General features: G+C 72.1%; 17 protein-coding genes. 10 read left to right on the forward strand and 7 right to left on the reverse strand.

The annotated features are described in order from the left end of the window. Window positions 1-67 precede the first annotated feature (67 nt). Window positions 68-487 (forward strand): Rv2175c family DNA-binding protein, encoded by a 420-nt coding sequence (locus H9640_RS17320; RefSeq protein ID WP_318243822.1) that lies wholly within the window; start codon window positions 68-70, stop codon window positions 485-487. A gap of 62 nt (window positions 488-549) precedes the next feature. Here H9640_RS17320 and H9640_RS17325 read toward each other — a convergent pair whose 3' ends face one another. Beyond that, window positions 550-1,674, reverse strand: a complete 1,125-nt coding sequence (locus H9640_RS17325; protein WP_191792024.1) for a polyprenyl synthetase family protein — start codon at window positions 1,672-1,674, stop codon at window positions 550-552. Window positions 1,675-1,688: 14 nt separating this feature from the next. Next, window positions 1,689-2,270, reverse strand: coding sequence for a hypothetical protein (locus H9640_RS17330; protein WP_191792025.1), 582 nt, complete (start codon window positions 2,268-2,270; stop codon window positions 1,689-1,691). Between the two features lie 109 nt (window positions 2,271-2,379). Here H9640_RS17330 and H9640_RS17335 point away from each other — a divergent pair, with 109 nt between their 5' ends. The 3 genes from H9640_RS17335 to H9640_RS17345 all read left to right on the forward strand — a co-directional run bounded on the left by H9640_RS17335 (window position 2,380) and on the right by H9640_RS17345 (window position 5,968). Beyond that, window positions 2,380-3,579 (forward strand): DUF4192 domain-containing protein, encoded by a 1,200-nt coding sequence (locus H9640_RS17335; protein WP_191792026.1) that lies wholly within the window; start codon window positions 2,380-2,382, stop codon window positions 3,577-3,579. A gap of 112 nt (window positions 3,580-3,691) precedes the next feature. Beyond that, window positions 3,692-4,087 carry a universal stress protein gene (locus tag H9640_RS17340; protein WP_191792027.1) on the forward strand — a complete coding sequence of 132 codons (396 nt, stop codon included), beginning with the start codon at window positions 3,692-3,694 and terminating at the stop codon, window positions 4,085-4,087. 318 nt (window positions 4,088-4,405) lie between these two features. Beyond that, the gene (locus H9640_RS17345; protein ID WP_191792028.1) at window positions 4,406-5,968 is read left to right on the forward strand and encodes an RNA polymerase sigma factor; all 1,563 of its coding nucleotides are present in this window, start codon (window positions 4,406-4,408) and stop codon (window positions 5,966-5,968) included. A gap of 270 nt (window positions 5,969-6,238) precedes the next feature. On the opposite strand, the gene H9640_RS17350 is transcribed toward H9640_RS17345, so the two are convergent. After that, window positions 6,239-6,445 carry a DUF7455 domain-containing protein gene (locus H9640_RS17350; protein ID WP_191792029.1) on the reverse strand — a complete coding sequence of 69 codons (207 nt, stop codon included), beginning with the start codon at window positions 6,443-6,445 and terminating at the stop codon, window positions 6,239-6,241. A 166-nt stretch (window positions 6,446-6,611) separates the two neighbouring features. Between H9640_RS17350 and H9640_RS17355 the strand changes: the two genes are divergently transcribed. From H9640_RS17355 to H9640_RS17365, 3 genes are read left to right on the forward strand one after another with little or no spacing between them, the layout of a single operon-like run. Continuing rightward, complete coding sequence (locus H9640_RS17355; RefSeq protein WP_191792030.1) at window positions 6,612-8,738, forward strand: DNA gyrase/topoisomerase IV subunit B; 2,127 nt, start codon at window positions 6,612-6,614, stop codon at window positions 8,736-8,738. A gap of 58 nt (window positions 8,739-8,796) precedes the next feature. After that, entirely contained in the window at window positions 8,797-9,246 is a 450-nt protein-coding gene (locus H9640_RS19790) for a DUF4430 domain-containing protein (RefSeq protein ID WP_191792031.1), read from the forward strand. Continuing rightward, on the forward strand, window positions 9,219-9,800 hold the full coding sequence (locus tag H9640_RS17365) for a DUF6580 family putative transport protein (RefSeq protein WP_191792032.1): 582 nt from the start codon (window positions 9,219-9,221) through the stop codon (window positions 9,798-9,800). Before H9640_RS19790 ends, H9640_RS17365 begins: the two co-directional genes overlap by 28 nt. A 22-nt stretch (window positions 9,801-9,822) precedes the next feature. Here the strand turns inward: H9640_RS17365 and H9640_RS17370 are convergent, their stop codons facing one another. The 3 genes from H9640_RS17370 to H9640_RS17380 form a co-directional block, all read right to left on the reverse strand. Continuing rightward, on the reverse strand, window positions 9,823-10,200 hold the full coding sequence (locus H9640_RS17370) for a VOC family protein (RefSeq protein WP_191792033.1): 378 nt from the start codon (window positions 10,198-10,200) through the stop codon (window positions 9,823-9,825). Between the two features lie 185 nt (window positions 10,201-10,385). Next, window positions 10,386-10,826: a VOC family protein gene (locus tag H9640_RS17375; RefSeq protein WP_191792034.1), complete on the reverse strand. Its 441-nt coding sequence runs from the start codon at window positions 10,824-10,826 to the stop codon at window positions 10,386-10,388. Window positions 10,827-10,839: 13 nt separating this feature from the next. After that, window positions 10,840-11,496 carry a dihydrofolate reductase family protein gene (locus H9640_RS17380; RefSeq protein WP_191792035.1) on the reverse strand — a complete coding sequence of 219 codons (657 nt, stop codon included), beginning with the start codon at window positions 11,494-11,496 and terminating at the stop codon, window positions 10,840-10,842. Window positions 11,497-11,703: 207 nt separating this feature from the next. On the opposite strand from H9640_RS17380, the gene H9640_RS17385 reads away from it, so the two are divergent. Then, window positions 11,704-12,183: a hypothetical protein gene (locus H9640_RS17385; RefSeq protein WP_318243823.1), complete on the forward strand. Its 480-nt coding sequence runs from the start codon at window positions 11,704-11,706 to the stop codon at window positions 12,181-12,183. Between the two features lie 94 nt (window positions 12,184-12,277). Here the strand turns inward: H9640_RS17385 and metH are convergent, their stop codons facing one another. Next, window positions 12,278-15,856, reverse strand: a complete 3,579-nt coding sequence (gene metH, locus H9640_RS17390; protein WP_191792037.1) for a methionine synthase — start codon at window positions 15,854-15,856, stop codon at window positions 12,278-12,280. Between the two features lie 93 nt (window positions 15,857-15,949). Between metH and H9640_RS17395 the strand changes: the two genes are divergently transcribed. Both H9640_RS17395 and H9640_RS17400 read left to right on the forward strand, forming a co-directional pair. Next, on the forward strand, window positions 15,950-17,068 hold the full coding sequence (locus H9640_RS17395; protein WP_191792038.1) for a GNAT family N-acetyltransferase: 1,119 nt from the start codon (window positions 15,950-15,952) through the stop codon (window positions 17,066-17,068). A 92-nt stretch (window positions 17,069-17,160) separates the two neighbouring features. Then, a complete protein-coding gene (locus H9640_RS17400) occupies window positions 17,161-17,949 on the forward strand; it encodes a lysoplasmalogenase (RefSeq protein WP_318243824.1) in 789 nt (262 codons plus the stop codon). Window positions 17,950-18,021 lie beyond the last annotated feature (72 nt).

The raw sequence follows: 18,021 nt of genomic DNA on the forward strand, positions 1-18,021 counted from the left end.
GGTCGTGCGGACGGAGCGTGACGAAGCCCCGGCGGGCGCGAGCCCGCGCGCCCCGTAGGCTTGACCCGTGACTGACGTGACTGACCTCGAGCAGCTCGTGACCGAGTGGCTGACCCTTCCCGACCTCGCCGAGGTGCTCGGCACCGACATGACCCAGGCCCGCAAGATCGCCCAGGACAGGCGTGTGGTCGGCGTCAAGCGCGGCGAGCGCTCCTCGTTCCAGATCCCCGCGGCGTTCGTGGTCCCGGCGCACCTGGCCAACCCTGCCAACGCCAAGCCCGCGCCCGAGAACCCCGACGAGGGCCGCAAGGTGGTCCTCATGTCGCTCCAGGGCACGATCGCCCTGCTGACCGACTTCGGGTACTCGGACGTCGAGATCCTCGAGTGGCTCTTCTCGCCCGACGAGGCGCTGGGGACCACGCCCATGGCGGCCCTGCGTGCCGGTCGCAAGGCAGAGGTCCGGCGCGTGGCGCAGGCTCTGCTCTGACGTCGTCGCCGCGTCGACGGGTGGCCCCCACCGGGGGCTGCGCCCGACGACGAGCGCCCGCCTCAGGCCGAACGCTGGACGGCGGCGCGCGCGAGCTCGGCGACCATCTCGGTCCCGGGCGAGGCCAGGCCCGCCGCGTCGAGCGCGGCGAAGGCCTCGTCCGTGAGGTCGGCGATGAGGCGCTCGACCGCGTCCACGGCGCCGGTCTCGACCAGGACTCCGCGCAGGGTCTCGACCGTGTCCTGGTCGAGATCGGGGTCCCCGAGCGACTCCAGGAGCAGCGCGCGCTGCGTCGGGGTCGCGGTGCGCAGGGCCCGTGAGACGAGGACGGTGCGCTTTCCCTCGCGCAGGTCGTCGCCCGCGGGCTTGCCCGTGACCGACGGGTCGCCGTAGACCCCCAGCACGTCGTCGCGCAGCTGGAACGCCTCGCCCAGCGGCAGCCCGTACGTGGGGACCGTGGCAAGGGCCTCGGCAGGGGCCCCGGCGATCGCCGCACCGAGCGCGAGGGGGTGCTCGACGCTGTACCGGGCGGACTTCGAACGGATCACGGCCCGGGCCCGCGCCTCGTCGGCGTCGAGGTCGACGCCCCACGGGACGGCCTGTGCCAGCACGTCGAGGTACTGGCCGACCGTCACCTCGGTCTGCATGTCGTCGAACAGCGCGCGGGTGCGCAGCGCGACGTCCTCGGGGAGCCCGACGAGTCCTGCACGGATCTCGGCCTGGCTCGCGATGAGGCACAGGTCGCCGAGCAGGATCGCGCTCGACGAGCCGTACTGGACGTCGCTGCCCGACCAGCCGGCCTCGCGGTGGCGGGCTGCGAACGCCCGGTGGGCCGCCGGGGCGCCGCGGCGGGTGTCCGAGTTGTCCATGACGTCGTCGTGGAACAGCGCTGCGGCCTGGAACAGCTCGAGCGCCGCGCCGGTGCGGACGGCGGCAGGCCGCCTGCCGTCGTCGACCTGGCCGCCGTGTGCCCGCCAGGACCAGTAGCAGAACGCGGCCCGCAGGCGCTTGCCCCCCGTGAGGAGGGCCGCGGTCGCCTCGGCCAGCGGCGCGGCGTCCTCGCTGAGGGACGCGAGGTGGACCCGTTGGTCGTCGAGGAAGGCGCGGAGGGCGGCGTCGACGTCGGGACGGAGGTTCTCGCGGTCGACAGGCAGGGAGGGAGCGGGCGCGGGGGCGTCGGCAGGCATGAGGGCAGCCTAGGTCACGCGGGCGGCACGACCTGGCCGCTGATCGTGACCAGGCGTGCGTCGGTCGTGTCGAGGACCCCGACGGACAGGGTCTCGGTCGCCCCGTCGGCCGTGGCCCGGTTGAAGGCGACCTGGCCGCTGAGACCCCCGGGGACGCTGCCGGGCAGCGCGGCGAAGCCTGCCGCGGTCATCGACTGCGCGTAGAAGTCCAGGATCTCCTGGACGGCTGCGGGGGAGGACAGGTTGAGCGTCACCTGGCGCAGGGCAAGGCCCTCGACGTCCGCCGCGGAGCTGGCCAGGACCTCGGCGTCCGGCGGGACGGGGACGACGTCGGCGGGGAAGCCCTCGACCAGCGACCCCGCGACCGAGGAGTCGTCGAACGTCGGCATGGGCGTCTCGGGGGCCCCCGCCCCGTCGACCGGCAGGACAGGGTCCGACGACGACGTCCCGGCCCCGGGGCCCGGCTCGCGCGACCTGTCCGCCGGTGCCGTGCAGCCCGCGAGCACGCCGGCCAGGACGCAGACCGAGACGACGAGGACCGGTGTCGCGCGGAGGCGGACGGACGGTGTCCCGGAGGAAGGTGAAGAGCGACGCACCCCCACACCGTAGTCAGTGCGCGGTACCGAGCCCGACCACAGTCCATCCGATCGTCCACAGGGCCGCCCTCGCGGCTCGCACGGTGTGCGACGGCGCTGGGATGGCGGCATGACAACGACGATCCGGGCTCGCGGGCCCCAGGAGCTCCTCGCCTACATCCCCTTCCGTCTCGGCTACCGCCCGCAGGACAGCGGCGTCCTGGTCAGCCTGCGCACGTCCCGCGGCAGGGTCGGGCTCGTCGCGCGGGTGGACCTCGACGACCTGGCGGACCTCGAGCACGGTCCCCAGGTGGCCAGGACGCTCGTCTCGCACCTCTCCTCGGACGGTGCCACCCGTGCGGTCCTCGTGGTCTACGCCGACGTCGACCTGCGCGCAGGCGGTGCGCCCGCCGCGCGCGAGCGTGCCGCGGTCGAGCACTGGACCGACGCCGCCGAGGGGTTCCTCGGGCGGCCCGAGGTCTGGGTCGTCACGGGGACCGGCTACCACGGTGCCGACTGCGTGGACAGGAGGTGCTGCCCGCCCGGGGGGCGCCCGCTCGCGGAGATCGAGTCCACCGAGGTCGGGGCGCACATGGTCCTCGCCGGGGCCACGGTGGCGTCCAGCCGGGCGCAGGCCACGGCCGTCCCGGTGCTCGACGCCGTGGCCCGTCGCAGGGCGTCCCGGGCCGCGGCCCGCTGGCGAGCCCGACGGGACGCCGCGCTCGCGACGCACGACCACGACGCGCTCGCCGCCTGGCGCCAGGAAGGGCTCGACGCATGGCGTGCGGCGACCGCGCACGTCGAGGAGCGCTGCCGTGCGCTCGCCCAGGGCGCCCCGGGCGGCCGGTCGACGCACCCCGCTCCCGTGCAGGCGACGATCCTGGGACGTCTCGAGGTCGCGCTCGAGTGCGTCCCCGTCCGGGACGCGGTGCTGCTCTCGTTCGTCGCGGGCAACGACGAGCTCGCTTCCCTCACGGCCACCTCGGTCGCGGGGGAGCAGGTCGAGGTCGGGACTGCGGCGGCGCTCGCGGCCGTCGTCGACCCTGACGCAGGACTGCCGCCCGACCCCCTGCGGGCCCGGTGCGCACGGGAGGTCCTCGAGGCCGTCGCCGGTGCCGGGCGTCGCGGTGGGCAAGCACCCGCACTGACTCTCCTGGCGCTCCTGGCATGGTGGGACGGCGACGGCGTGCTCGCGACCGACCGGCTCGCGGCGGCCCTGGACGCAGACCCCGGCTACCGGTTGGCGCTGCTCGTCGAGCGCGCGCTCGAGGCGGGGCTCGCCCCGGGGTGGGCGCGCCGGCAGGATCGGCGAGCACGACGGGCGACGTGAGGATCGGTGTTCCGGTACCGTCGCACGTGCCGGGGTGGTCCCGGATCGCGGCACGAGCGCCACCCGCTCCACGCGCGCCAGCAGGCATGCCCAGGCATGACGGAGGAATCCCATGACAGTCGTTGTCGGTTACCTGTCCACCCCCGAGGGGAGCGAGGCGCTCTCGACCGCGGTCGACGAGGCCGTCGCCCGTCGGAGCGAGCTGCTGGTGGTCGTGAGCGACAAGGGCGGGCAGGCCTCGCCCACGCAGGAGGGCGAGCGGATCGAGGACATCGCCCGGATCACGGCTCCTCTCGACGCCGCGGGGCTGGCTCACCGGGTCGTCACCGGCACGGGGGAGGTCGCCGAGGACCTGGTGGGGACCGCCGAGGCCCACCAGGCCGAGCTCATCGTGATCGGCCTGCGGCGACGCAGCCCGGTCGGCAAGCTGATCCTCGGCTCGAACGCACAGCGCATCCTGCTCGACGCGCCCTGCCCGGTCCTCGCGGTCAAGCCCGTCCGCACCTGACGTCCGGAGCCGGTCCGCGCGTCGCGGAACCGGTCGCGAGGCCTGCCACAACGGTGTGGTGGGCCGGCGCCCCGCTCGCCAGGTGTGACGCGAACCCCTGAGGAGGGAATCTTCGGCCTCGCCGGGGCGTTGACCAGGGGACGACATCCCAGCGGGGTGGACGTGCGCAGGCCTGTCGGCGGCGACTCACCCGCGTCGGAACACTCTTCACGGCGTCCGTTGACGGATCGGCCGGTACAATATAGGTGTCCGCACATGATCCGAGAGTCCTCCGATCTCCCGGGCACGCCCCTCCAGTGATTGCCGAAAGGTCGGTTTGTGGCGCCCTCTTCACAGAACCCCGCTCTCCCGCACGAGTTCGAACACCCCGCCCTGCAGGAACTCCTGCGCAAGGGGAGTGAGAACGGTCGGGTCGACGCCGAGAGCTTCCGCAACGCCTGCGAGAGCGCGACGATCGGCGACCCCAAGCGACTGAAGGCCGTGCTCCGCGCACTGGCCGGTGCCGGTGTCGAGGTCGAGATCCCCGTCGCGACGAAGGTCGCCGCGGCCACCTCGTCGCGCTCCACGACGACGTCGCGAGCCGTGAAGCCCGCGACCAAGAAGGCGACGACTCCGCGAGCGAGCGCCGTCACGACGACGCGCACCGCAGCAGCCGCCGAGGTGGCCGCCGCTCCCGAGGCAGCCTCCGCCGAGGACGCCGCGCCCGCCGCCAAGGCTCCCGCGACCCGCAAGCGCGCCGCGACCGCCAAGACCGCCGCTCCCAAGGCGACCGCCGCTCGCAAGAAGCGCGGTGCCAAGGACGACGAGGACTCCGAGGAGGTCGTGGTCGAGGACCTGGTCGAGGCCGACGAGGAGACCGAGACCGCAGCCCCCGCGGCCAAGCCGGGCGAGGAGCCCGACGAGTCGCGCGGCTTCGTCTACTCCGACGCGGACGACGACGACGCCCCGGCCCAGCAGGTCGTGACCGCGGGTGCCACCGCGGACCCGGTCAAGGACTACCTCAAGCAGATCGGCAAGGTCGCGCTGCTGAACGCCGAGCAGGAGGTCGAGCTCGCCAAGCGCATCGAGGCCGGCCTGTTCGCCGAGGAGCGCCTGAGCTCGGGCGACACGTTCGAGCCCAAGCTGCGCCGTGAGCTCGAGTGGATCTCCTCGGACGGGCGCCGGGCCAAGAACCACCTGCTCGAGGCCAACCTGCGTCTGGTCGTCTCGCTCGCCAAGCGCTACACGGGCCGCGGCATGCTGTTCCTGGACCTGATCCAGGAGGGCAACCTCGGTCTGATCCGTGCGGTCGAGAAGTTCGACTACACCAAGGGCTACAAGTTCTCGACGTACGCCACGTGGTGGATCCGTCAGGCCATCACGCGCGCCATGGCCGACCAGGCCCGCACCATCCGTATCCCGGTGCACATGGTCGAGGTCATCAACAAGCTGGCGCGCGTGCAGCGCCAGATGCTCCAGGACCTGGGCCGCGAGCCCACCCCGGAGGAGCTCGCCAAGGAGCTCGACATGACCCCCGAGAAGGTCGTCGAGGTCCAGAAGTACGGCCGCGAGCCCATCTCGCTGCACACGCCGCTCGGTGAGGACGGTGACAGCGAGTTCGGTGACCTCATCGAGGACTCCGAGGCCGTCGTCCCCGCGGACGCCGTGAGCTTCACGCTGCTCCAGGAGCAGCTGCACCAGGTCCTCGACACGCTCTCCGAGCGTGAGGCCGGCGTCGTCTCGATGCGCTTCGGCCTGAGCGACGGGCAGCCCAAGACGCTCGACGAGATCGGCAAGGTCTACGGCGTGACGCGTGAGCGCATCCGTCAGATCGAGTCCAAGACCATGTCGAAGCTGCGTCACCCGAGCCGCTCGCAGGTCCTGCGCGACTACCTGGACTGATCGGCCCGTCTCGTCACGGAGGCCCGCACCCCCCCGGGGGGGGTGCGGGCCTCCGTCGTCTCCTGGTGGTCGACGCGCCCTGGCGCCGTGGGCGCGGGGGTGGGTGGCGCCGTCGGGCGGGGTTTCCAGCACGCGACGGCCCGACGGCGGGGCGCAGCTCGGTAGGACGTCTCGCCGCGGTCCTGGCCGGGGACGAAAGAACCCCGGCCGGTGGCGTGCACCGGTCGGGGTTCAGGAGTGCGGCGCGCTACGAGTGCGCGCCGGGTCGTGTCAGCGGGCGCCGTGCTCGGCGAGCAGGCGGTCCGTCTCGTCCTGGACGTGCGTGGCGATGTCTGCGAACGCAGCGGCGTGCGCGCGCGCGTGGTGGGCGCAGAAGAGGAGCTCCCCACTGGGCATGGTCACGCGCACGTAGGCCTGAGCGCCGCAGCGGTCGCAACGGTCGGCCACGGTCAGCGGTTGAGTCGTCGTAGCAGTCACGTGACCATGTAATCACCTCGGGGCGCGTTCCTCGTACCGAAAGGGCCCGGGTTCGCTACCCGCGTAGCCGCACGGTTCCGGGAATACGTCGGGATCGTGTGGAGGTCCGGTCGGCTGCGGCCCGGCGGACCGAACCTGTGGGTGGCAGCGTCTAGGCTTTCCCTTCGTGACGACCACCTCTGAGTCCAGCTACACCGCGCGGCACCTCTCCGTCCTCGAAGGACTGGAGGCCGTCCGCAAGCGGCCCGGCATGTACATCGGGTCCACCGACTCGCGCGGACTCATGCACTGCCTGTGGGAGATCATCGACAACTCGGTCGACGAGGCCCTCGCGGGCAACTGCGACGCGATCGAGGTCGTGCTGCACGCCGACACCTCGGTGACCGTCAAGGACAACGGGCGAGGCATCCCCGTCGACATCGAGCCCAAGACGGGGCTCAGCGGTGTCGAGGTCGTCTTCACCAAGCTGCACGCGGGCGGCAAGTTCGGCGGCGGCTCGTACACGGCGTCGGGCGGCCTGCACGGCGTGGGCGCCTCGGTCGTCAACGCCCTGTCCTCGCGCCTCGACGTCGAGGTGGACCGCGGCTCCAAGACCTACCGCATGACGTTCCACCGCGGCGAGCCCGGAGTGTTCGCCGACCCCAAGACCGGGCCTGACCCCGACGCGGCGTTCACGCCGTTCGTCGAGCGCTCCGAGCTGGCCGTGGTCGGCAAGGCCCCGCGAGGCAGGACGGGCACGCGCGTGCGCTACTGGGCGGACCGCCAGGTCTTCCCCAAGACCGCGGTGTTCTCCTACGACGAGCTCGTGACCCGCGCCCGCCAGACGACGTTCCTCGTACCCGGCCTCAAGATCACGCTCCGCGACGAGCGCGGCCTGGCGGGCACGCCGGGCGCCGACGGTCCGGTCGAGGAGAGCTTCCAGCACTCGGGCGGCACGGTCGACTTCGTCGACTTCCTCGCGCCCGACCCGGCCGTCACCGCGACGTGGCACCTGACGGGCTCGGGCACGTTCAAGGAGACCGTGCCCGTCCTCGACGACCGCGGGCACCTGACCCCGCAGGAGGTCACGCGCGACTGCGAGGTCGACGTGGCGCTGCGCTGGGGCACCGGCTACGACACCGAGCTGCGGACCTTCGTCAACATCATCTCGACGCCCAAGGGCGGTTCGCACCTCGCAGGCTTCGAGGCCGGGCTGCTCAAGATCCTGCGCAAGGGGGTCGAGACCAACGCCCGTCGCCTCAAGGTGTCCACGAAGGACGCCTCGGAGCGCATCGAGAAGGACGACGTCCTCGCGGGTCTCACGGCCGTGCTGACCGTTCGCCTGGCGGAGCCGCAGTTCGAGGGACAGACCAAGGAGGTCCTCGGCACGGCCCCCGTGCGTGCGATCGTGGCCCGCGTCATCGAGCAGCAGCTCGGCGCCATGCTGACCTCGACCAAGCGCGACGAGAAGACGCAGGCCTCCCTGCTCCTCGACAAGGTCGTCGCCGAGATGCGCGCGCGCATCACCGCGCGCAAGCAGAAGGAGATCTCGCGCCGCAAGAACGCTCTCGAGACCTCCTCGCTGCCGTCCAAGCTCGCGGACTGCCGCAGCGACGACGTCGAGCGCAGCGAGCTCTTCATCGTCGAGGGCGACTCTGCGCTCGGTACCGCCAAGCTCGCCCGCAGCTCCGACTTCCAGGCGCTGCTGCCCATCCGCGGCAAGATCCTCAACGTCCAGAAGGCCTCGGTCACGGACATGCTCCGCAACGCCGAGTGCGCCGCCATCATCCAGGTCATCGGGGCGGGCTCGGGCCGGTCCTTCGACCTCGAGGGCGCGCGCTACGGCAAGGTCGTCCTCATGACGGACGCCGACGTCGACGGTGCGCACATCCGCACACTCCTGCTGACGCTCTTCTTCCGGTACATGCGCCCCCTCGTGGACGCGGGCCGGGTCTACGCGGCCGTGCCACCGTTGCACCGCGTCGAGGTCATCGGCGCGGGCTCGCGCAAGAACGAGTACATCTACACGTACTCCGAGGCAGAGCTGCGCGACGTCCTCAAGAAGCTCGACAAGTCGGGCAAGCGCTACAAGGACGACATCCAGCGCTACAAGGGCCTCGGGGAGATGGACGCCGACCAGCTCGCGGAGACCACCATGGACCCGCGCCACCGCACGCTGCGCCGTGTCACCGCCGAGCACGCGGAGTCCGCCGAGCGGGTGTTCGAGCTCCTCATGGGGTCGGACGTCGCCCCGCGCAAGGACTTCATCATCGCGGGCGCCGCGGGCCTGGACCGGGCGCGGATCGACGCGTGACGTCCCGTCTGCTGGGCACCCGGAGCCTGGTCGCGGGCTCGTTCGTAGACTTCACGGTGTGAACCCCCAGACTCTTCGTGCCACCCCGGCGCGCTCGCTGACCGCCCTCGCGTCGCTCCTGCTCGCCGTCGGCCTCCTCGCCGGTTGCGGTGCGACCGACGACGCCCCGGCGGACGACACCTCGGCGTCGTCGTCGGTCGCTGCTGACGACGACGCGTCCGACGCCCCCGACGACCCGACCGACGGCGCTGACGACTCCGAGCTCTCCTACGAGGGCGTCGCGGGGAAGACGGCGCTCGAGCTGCTGCTCGCGGCCGACCCGAGCGCGACGGTCCAGGGCGAGGGCGACATGGCTTTCGTGACGGGCGTCGGCGGCGTCGCCGCGGACCCGGCCGGCGAGTTCTGGGCGCTGTACGTGAACGGTGAGATGGCCCAGGTCGGCGCCGGGTCGCTCGTGACGGAGACGGGAGACGAGATCACGTGGAAGCTCGAGAAGTTCACCTCCTGACGCGCTGGTGGCGCCCCGCGATCGCGGTCGCGGTCGTGGCGCTCGCCGTCGTCTTCCGCCTCGTGCGCGAGGAAATCGGCGCCCCGCCGAACCTCGAGCTCGTGACGTCCGCGGCGTTCGCGGCCGCGGTCCTCGTACGCCACCGCCTGGCGTTCTTGGCCCCGCTGCTCGTCGCCGTCGTGTCCGACCTGGTGCTCGGCAACACGTCGATCGCGCTGTTCACGTGGAGCGCGTGGCTCGTCATCGGGTTCGCGGCGCTGCTGACCCGCAACACCTCCGGGTGGGGCCGTGTCGGCGCTGCGGCTGGGCTGGGCGTGGGCGGGTCGCTGTGGTTCTTCCTCTGGACCAACTTCGGCGTCTGGTTCCAGGGGCGCGGCGTCTGGTACCCGGCCGGGGTCGACGGGCTCGTGGCCAGCTACGTCGCCGGCCTGCCGTTCCTGCGCACCATGCTGATCGGCAACCTCGTGCTGCTGCCCGTCGTGGCTGCCGGGACGCTGCTCGTGGAGCGGCTCGAACGGTCGCACGGGCTCGCGGCGGTGCCACAGGCGGCGTGAGCCCCTGCGTGCGCTGCTGTCGTCAGGGGTCGAGGCGCTTGCGCAGGAGGCAGAACTCGTTGCCCTCGGGGTCGGCGAGCACGTGCCACGACTCGTCGCCCGTCTGCCCGATGTCCGCGCGGCGCGCGCCCAGGGCGAGCAGGCGTTCGAGCTCGGCGTCCTGGTCCCGGTCGGTCGCGTTGACGTCGATGTGCAGGGGGAGCTTGGCCGTCTTCGGGTCGTTGCTCGGGCTCAGGACGATGGTCGGCTGGAGGCCGCCGAACCCGACGTCGGCCGGGCCGATCTCGATCGCCCCGTCCTCCCGCCCGAGCTCGACGTAGCCGAGGACTCCGCTCCAGAACCGCGCGAGCAGCTCGGGGTCGGCGCAGTCGAGGACGAGCTCACTGATGCGGGATGCCATGCCTCGCAGTGTACGAAGGTGACGGCGGTCACGTCAGGCGAATTCCTGGCTGCGCGCGGTTCTGCACCGCCGATGGTGACGCCGGGACCCGTCGCGGGTGACGCAACCCGATGCCGAGGGTGACGGAATCCGGCGGCGAGGGTGACGTCGTCGGACAGCGAGGGCGACGACCACGAGCCCTGCGGTCACCCGAGCTGTTCGGCCAGCGCGACGATGATCCCCTCCGGTCCGCGGAGGTAGCAGAGCCGGTAGGCGTCCTCGTACCTGACGATCTGGCCGACGAGCGTGGCTCCGTGCCCCCGCAGCCGTTCGACCGTGTCGTCGATGTCGTCGACCGCGAACATCACGCGGTGCAGGCCCAGGGTGTTCGACGGTGCACGGCCCAGGCCGACGTCCACGGCCGCAGGGGAGTGGTAGGTGCTGAGCTCGAGCCGGCCAGGACCGTCGGGCACGCGCATCATCGCGATCTCCGACCGCATCCCGTCGAGCCCGACGACGTCCCCCGCCCAGGCGCCTTCGATGGGCGCCCTGCCCTCGAGCTCCAGCCCGAGCTCGACGAAGAACGCCACTGCCGCGTCGAGGTCGTCGACGACGATGCCGACGTTGTCGAGCCTCTGGACGGTCATGAGTGCTCCTGTCTCAGGTGTTCGGCTCGGCCTGCCGGTCGACGCCGCGGTCTGCGGCCGCCATGTCGCCCGTCGAGGGCGTGCCGTCGGCTAGACCGTAACGCAGCAGCACGGTGCCCGCAGGGCTGGCGACGGGCGGTTCGAGGAGGGTGAGGTTGGTGGGCACGGCGCCGCCGTCGAACACCGACTTCCCGACGCCGAGGACGATGGGGTGCACCCACAGGTCGAGGCGGTCGAAGAGCTTCTCGCGCAGGAGCGTCTGCACCAGGCCGAGGCTGCCGACGACCTTGACGTGCTCGTGCCGGTCGCGGATCTCCCCCACCGCGGCGGCGAGGTCGGGGCCGAGCTGCGCGGACCCGGCCCAAGACAGGTCCGGCTTGCCCCGCGAGGCGACGTACTTGGGGATGCGGTTGAAGAGCGCGGCGAAGCCGTCGTCCTGGCCGCCCTCCTGGTGAGGCCAGTAGGCGGCGAAGATGTCGTACGTGCGGCGGCCGAGCAAGAGGGCGTCGGTCCCCTCGTAGGCGGCGGCGACCTGCTCCCCGGCGACGTCGTCCAGCAGGGGCGCCTGCCAGCCGCCGAACGGGAACCCGATCGGGTCCTCGTCGGGCCCGCCGGGCGCCTGCCCGACGAGGTCCAGGGTCGTGAACAGCTCGATCTCGATCGATCCCATGAGGTGCTCCGGTGGGTCGGTGGCAGGGTCATGGGGGTAGACCGGGGGGCGGGGGAGAACTCATCGGAGCGAGCCCGTGGTGCCCACGAGGCGTCGCCTGCACCGGCGGGAGCACGCGGGCCGGTCGAGGACCGCCCTCGCCCGTAGATCCGCTGATACGGTGCCCGAATGCTGGAGCGCCGACGGGACGAGCTGCGAAGCACCTACGTGCGACTCGGGACCGGTGAGCTTGCCGCCGCGGGAATCTTCGCCGCGGTCGCCCTGACCATCGTGACGCCTTGGCTCACCGAACCGGGCGACCGGTCGGCGATGTGGTCAGCGCTCGTCCCTCTGCTCATGGTCCTCGTGCAGGCGGGCGTCTACTGGCTTCTGGCGCGTACCTGGGTAGGGCGGGCGCCGATGCCGCCGACCGTAGCCCTCACCTACCGCGCTCTTCGCGTCCTCACGGCCGGTGCCTTGGTGGTGGGCTTGATCGGGATCATCGTGTGGTGGCCCGATGACGTCGCCGTGAGCTTGATGGTGGCCGGGGTCTGGCTCTTCGGGGCCGTCGAGTACGTCAACTACTTCGTGGTTCGCCTGGCCTATCCGGTGCGGCAGTTCCTGACCGGCGTTCGGCAGCGTCGCACGCCCCGGCTCGTGCTGGACCTGCGGTCCGCTCGCTCACCGACCTCGGTCTCTCACGGGTAGCACGCGAGACCCAGGCTGCTGCGAGACGGCGACGGCCCGGCACTGCCCGGTGTGGAGCGACGACGTGTCCGATCTGAGGCATGTGCCACGGGTGCTACACCGAGAAGTACTTCGCCTCAGCGTGGTGGAACACGAACGCATCTGTCGACTGCTCGGGGTGCAGCTGTAGCTCGTCGGACAGCACCACACCCGCCCGCTCGGGCTTCAGCAGCTCGACGACCTTGCGGCGGTCCTCCATGTCGGGGCACGCCGGGTACCCCAACGAGAACCTCGCCCCGCGGTACTTCAGGTCGAACATCCCTTGGACGTCGTCGGGCTCCTCGCCCGCGAACCCCAGCTCGGAGCGCACGCGGGAGTGCCACATCTCGGCGAGCGCCTCGGTGAGCTGCACGGACAGGCCGTGCAGCTCCATGTACTCGCGGTACTTGTTGGCCGAGAACAGCTTGGCCGTGTGCACGTCGACGGTGTCGCCCATGGTCACGAGCTGGACGGGCAGGACGTCGTAGCGCCCGGTCTCCTCGACCCACGAGCGCGGCTTGACGAAGTCCGCGAGGCACAGGTGACGGTCGCGCCGTTGCCGGGGGAACGTGAAGCGCAACCGCTCGGTCCCCACCGGACCGCCCGAGCCGCCGTCGGGCCCGTCGTGGTGCCCGACGACCACGTCGTTGCCCTCCGACCAGACCGGGAAGTACCCGTAGATCACGGACGGGTCGACGATCCCGTCGGTGCGGATCTGCTCGAGCCACGCGTTGAGGCGCGGGCGCCCCTCGGTCTCGACGAGCTCCTCGTACGACGCCCCGGCCGCGCCTTCCGCACCGGACGAGCGCCCCGGCTTGAGACCCCACTGCCCCATGAACGTCGCGCGCTCGTCGAGGAACGCCGCGTAGTCGGCGAGCTGGATGCCCTTGACGATGCGCGTCCCCCAGAAGGGCGGGTCGGGGACCAGGTTGTCGGCCGCGACGTCGGAGCGGGCGGGCAGGTCCTCCTCGGGCGTCTGCGTCACGGTCACGGTCGCGTGCCGGCGCTTCTTGAGGGGAGGCAGCCCGACGGCGTCGCGCGCCTCTCCCCGCGCCACGCGGACGAGCGGTTCCATGAGTCGCAGGCCCTCGAACGCGTCACGCGCGTAGCGGACCTCGCCCTGGTAGACGTCGGCGAGGTCGTCCTCGACGTACGTGCGCGTCAGGGCCGCGCCGCCCAGCAGGACGGGCCAGCGCTGCGCGTACCCGCGGGCGTTGAGCTCCTCGAGGTTCTCCTTCATGACGACGGTCGACTTCACGAGCAGCCCGCTCATGCCGATCACGTCGGCGTCGTGGGCCTCGGCGGCCTCGATCATCGCGGCGACGGGCTGCTTGATGCCGATGTTGACCACGGTGTAGCCGTTGTTGGTCAGGATGATGTCGACGAGGTTCTTGCCGATGTCGTGCACGTCGCCGCGCACGGTGCCGATCACGATGGTGCCCTTGGACCGGCCGCTCGCGTCCTCGGACTTCTCCATGTGCGGTTCGAGGTAGGCCACGGCGGTCTTCATGGCCTCGGCCGACTGCAGCACGAACGGGAGCTGCATCTCACCCTTGCCGAACAGCTCGCCCACGACCTTCATGCCTTCGAGCAGGTGGTCGTTGACGATGTCGAGGGCCTTCCAGCCCTCGTCGAGCGCGGCCTGGAGGTCGGTGTCGAGTCCCTTGAGCTCGCCGTCGACGATGCGTCGCTCGAGGCGCTCGCCCAGCGGCAGGGCCGCCATCTCGGCTGCGCGGGCATCCTTGAGCGACGCCGAGTCGACCCCCGCGAACAGGTCGAGGAGGCGGGCCAGGGGGTCGACCGTCATGTTCCCCTCGGTGTCGAACTCGCGGCGGTCCCACACGAGGTCGAGCGCGGCCTGGCGCTGCTCGTCGGGGATCTTCGCGAGCGGCAGGATCTTGGCCGCGTGCACGATCGCGGAGTCGAGCCCGGCCTCCACGGCCTCGTGCAGGAACACCGAGTTGAGGACGACGCGCGCGGCGGGGTTGAGCCCGAACGACACGTTGGAGACGCCGAGCGTGGTGTGCACGCCCGGGTAGGCGGCCTTGAGCGCGCGGATCGCCTCGATGGTCTCGATCGCGTCGCGTCGCGTCTCCTCCTGCCCGGTCGCGATGGGGAAGGTCAGGGTGTCGACGACGATGTCCTCGATGCGCATGCCCCAGGTGCCCACGAGGTCGTCGATGAGACGCGAGGCGATCGCGACCTTGGTCTCGGCCGTGCGGGCCTGGCCGTCCTCGTCGATCGTCAGGGCGATGACCGCGGCGCCGTGCTCCTTGACGAGCGGCATGATCCGCGCGTAGCGCGACGTCGGACCGTCGCCGTCCTCGAAGTTCACCGAGTTCACGACGGCGCGCCCGCCGATGAGCTCGAGCCCCGCCTGGATCACGGGCGGCTCGGTCGAGTCGATCACGAGCGGCAGCGTCGAGGCGCTCGCGAGCCGCGAGACGACCGCGCGGGCGTCCGCGACGCCGTCACGCCCCACGTAGTCGATGCATACGTCCAGCAGGTGGGCGCCGTCGCGCGTCTGGGCGCGCGCGATCGCGACGCACTCGTCCCAGTTCTCGGCCAGCATGGCCTCGCGGAACGCCTTGGACCCGTTGGCGTTGGTCCGCTCGCCGATCGCGAGGAACGAGGCGTCCTGGTCGAAGTCGACGTGCGAGTACAGGCTCGCGACGCCGACCTCACGCGCGGGGCTGCGCGGGGTGACGTGCCGGGCGCGGACGGCCTCGACGACCTGGCGCAGGTGCTCGGGCGTGGTGCCGCAGCACCCGCCCACGAGGCCCAGTCCGAACTCGGTGACGAACTGGGCGTGCGCCGCGGCGAGCTCGCTCGGCGTGAGCGGGTAGGAGGCGCCGTTCTTGCCCAGCACGGGCAGGCCCGCGTTGGGCATGCACGTCACGGGGATCTCGGCGTGCTTGGACAGGTGGCGCAGGTGCTCGCTCATCTCGGCGGGTCCCGTGGCGCAGTTGAGGCCGATCGCGTCGACGCCGAGCGACTGGAGCGTGGTCAGCGCCGCGCCGATCTCCGAGCCCATGAGCATGGTGCCCGTGGTCTCGACCGTCACCTGCACGATGACCGGCACCGAGCGCCCGACGTCGCGCATCGCGGAGCGCGAGCCGTTGACGGCGGCCTTGGCCTGGAGCAGGTCCTGGCTGGTCTCGACCAGGATCGCGTCGACGCCGCCGTCGAGCAGTCCCGCAGCCTGCTCGGCGAACGTGTCGCGCAGGTTCGCGTACGTCGTGTGCCCCAGGCTCGGCAGCTTGGTCCCGGGGCCCATGGAGCCCAGGACCCAGCGCGGCTGCTCGGGGGTCGACCACGCGTCGGCGCGCTCGCGGGCGATGCGTGCGCCCGCGGCGGCGAGCTCGCGGATGCGGTCCTCGATGTCGTAGTCCGACAGGTTGGACCAGTTGGCGCCGAACGTGTTGGTCTCGACGCAGTCGACGCCGACCGCGAGATAGGAGTCGTGCACGGCCGCGATGATGTCGGGGCGCGAGACGTTGAGGATCTCGTTGCAGCCCTCGAGCTGCTGGTAGTCCTCGAGGCTCGGGTCCTGCTCCTGGATCATGGTGCCCATCGCGCCGTCGGCCACGACGACGCGGGTGCGCAGGGCCTCGGCGAAGGCGGCGGATCGGGCGTCGGCGGCGTCGTGGGACATGGACGGAACTGTAACGCCGGGGGAGCGCGTGCCGCCGGGGCGTCCGGAAAAAACAGGGTGCCGCGTCCGGCGCGCGACCCTAGCGTGGTGCCCATGAGCTCAGCACCCTCCGCCCGTCAGCCCTTCGCCCCGATCGCGGAGCGCGTCGCCGCGCCCGACGTCGTGCCCGTCCCGCACGTCGAGGGGCTCACGTGGCGGCCACTGACCGTCGAGGACACGCCTGCGCTCTTCGGCCTGATCGCGGCCGTCGAGGAGCACGACCAGCACCCGTACCGCACCGCGCTCGAGGAGACCGAGGAGATCTTCGAGGGCGACTGGCGCGACCTGCCCCGCGACACCCTCGTCGGGCTCGACGCCGACGGTGAGCCACGCGCGTACGCGTCCGTCGAGACCCGCCCCGGGGACACGACGGTCGTGCGCGCGTTCGTCCAGGGCGCCGTGCATCCGCAGTGGCGAGGCCGGGGCGTCGGCCGCCAGGTCATCGCCTGGTCGACGGCGCGCGCTCGTCAGCTTCTCGCGGCCTCGGGCAAGGAGCTGCCCGCGCGCATCGCGGGCTACGCCCAGGACGACGACGAGCTCGAGTGCCGCCTCTTCGAGGCCGCGGGCTTCACCGCGAACCGCTTCTACTCGAACCTGCGGCGCGACCTGTCGCTCCCGGTACCGGAGGTCACGCTGGGCGAGGGGCTGCGCCTCGTGCCGTGGTCGCCCGAGCTCGACGAGGCCACGCGCCTCGCGCACAACGACGCGTTCCGCGACCACTGGGGCAGCGAGCCCGCGACGCCCGAGTCCTGGGTGCACGGGCGCAGCATGTTCGCCCCCGGGTGGAGCGTCCTCGTCGTGGACGACTCGCCCGCATCCGTGGACGGCTCGCCCGGCGAGGGCAGCCTGCCCGACGACGTCGCTCCCGCCGGGAGCACGGGCGCAGTTCCGGTCGTGGCCGGGTACCTGCTGTCGGGACGCTACGAGCACGACTGGCCCGTGCAGGGCTACTCGAGCGGCTACACCGAGACCTTGGGCGTGCGCCGGGCCTACCGCGGACGCAAGATCGCGGTCGCGCTGCTCAGCGCGGGCATGGCGGCGTACCGGGCGAGCGGCATCGACTACGCCGAGCTCGACGTCGACACCGAGAACCCCTCGGGTGCGCACGGGCTCTACGCGAGCCTCGGCTACGAGAAGAAGGACGGCTCACGGATGTACTCGATCGAGCTCTGAGGCTCTACCGTGTTCCCAGCCCGGCGTGGCAACGGTGCCACGCTGCTGGGACACCCGCGACCCGGGTGCCCCTCGCCTCGAAAGGGAACACCGTGGTTGCCTCGATCTCGCGCGTCTCGCACGCCCCCGTCCCGTCCACCCTCCTGAGGCGGCGCCCCGCGGCGCTCGCGGCCGGGGCGTTCCTGCTGCTCTCCGCGGTGCACCTCGGGGCGCACCTGGCCGGGGCCGAGCGGCTCGCCGAGGTCACGCAGTGGTTCGTCATGCCGCTGCTCGCGCTGGTCGTGTGGGCGGCGACGGCCGGTGGCCGACGGTCCCGCCTCGTGCGCTGGACGATCGTCGCGCTGGGCTTCTCGTGGCTCGGCGACAGCGCGCCGGACCTGTCGAGCGGGGACGTCTCCTTCCTGACCATGGTCGGGTTCTTCCTGCTCGCCCAGCTCGCGTACGCGGTCGCGTTCTGGCCGCGCCGCGGGGCGAGCCTGCTGCGCCGTCCGCTCCTGCTCGTGCCCTACGGGATCGCGCTCGGGGCCCTGGTCGCGGTGTGCGCCCCGCACGCGGGCGCGCTGCTCGTCCCGGTCATGGTCTACGGCGTGTGCCTGACCGTGATGGCGGTGCTGTCGACCGGCGTGAACCGGGTCGCGGGCGTCGGGGGCGCGATCTTCCTCGTCTCGGACGCCCTCATCGCGCTCGGGGCCTTCGTGCCGGGCTTCGAGGTCCCGGGGCCGTTCTCGTCCGGGTTCTGGGTCATGCTCACCTACCTCGCGGGGCAGGCGCTGCTCGTCGTCGGGATCCTGCGCCGGGACGCACAGGACGGGTCCGCAGCGGGCATCTCCGGCGGGTCGTCGTCCGTCGCCGGCGGGGCGTCGGGCGCGCGGTCGGCCTGAGCGGGCGGTGGTCCTGCTGCGCAGAGCCGACAGGAACGCGAACGACCGTGGGGTCGACCGGAGGACCCGGTC

It is taken from the genome of Oerskovia gallyi (genome assembly GCF_014836745.1).
In the GTDB taxonomy this organism is placed as follows: domain Bacteria; phylum Actinomycetota; class Actinomycetes; order Actinomycetales; family Cellulomonadaceae; genus Oerskovia; species Oerskovia paurometabola.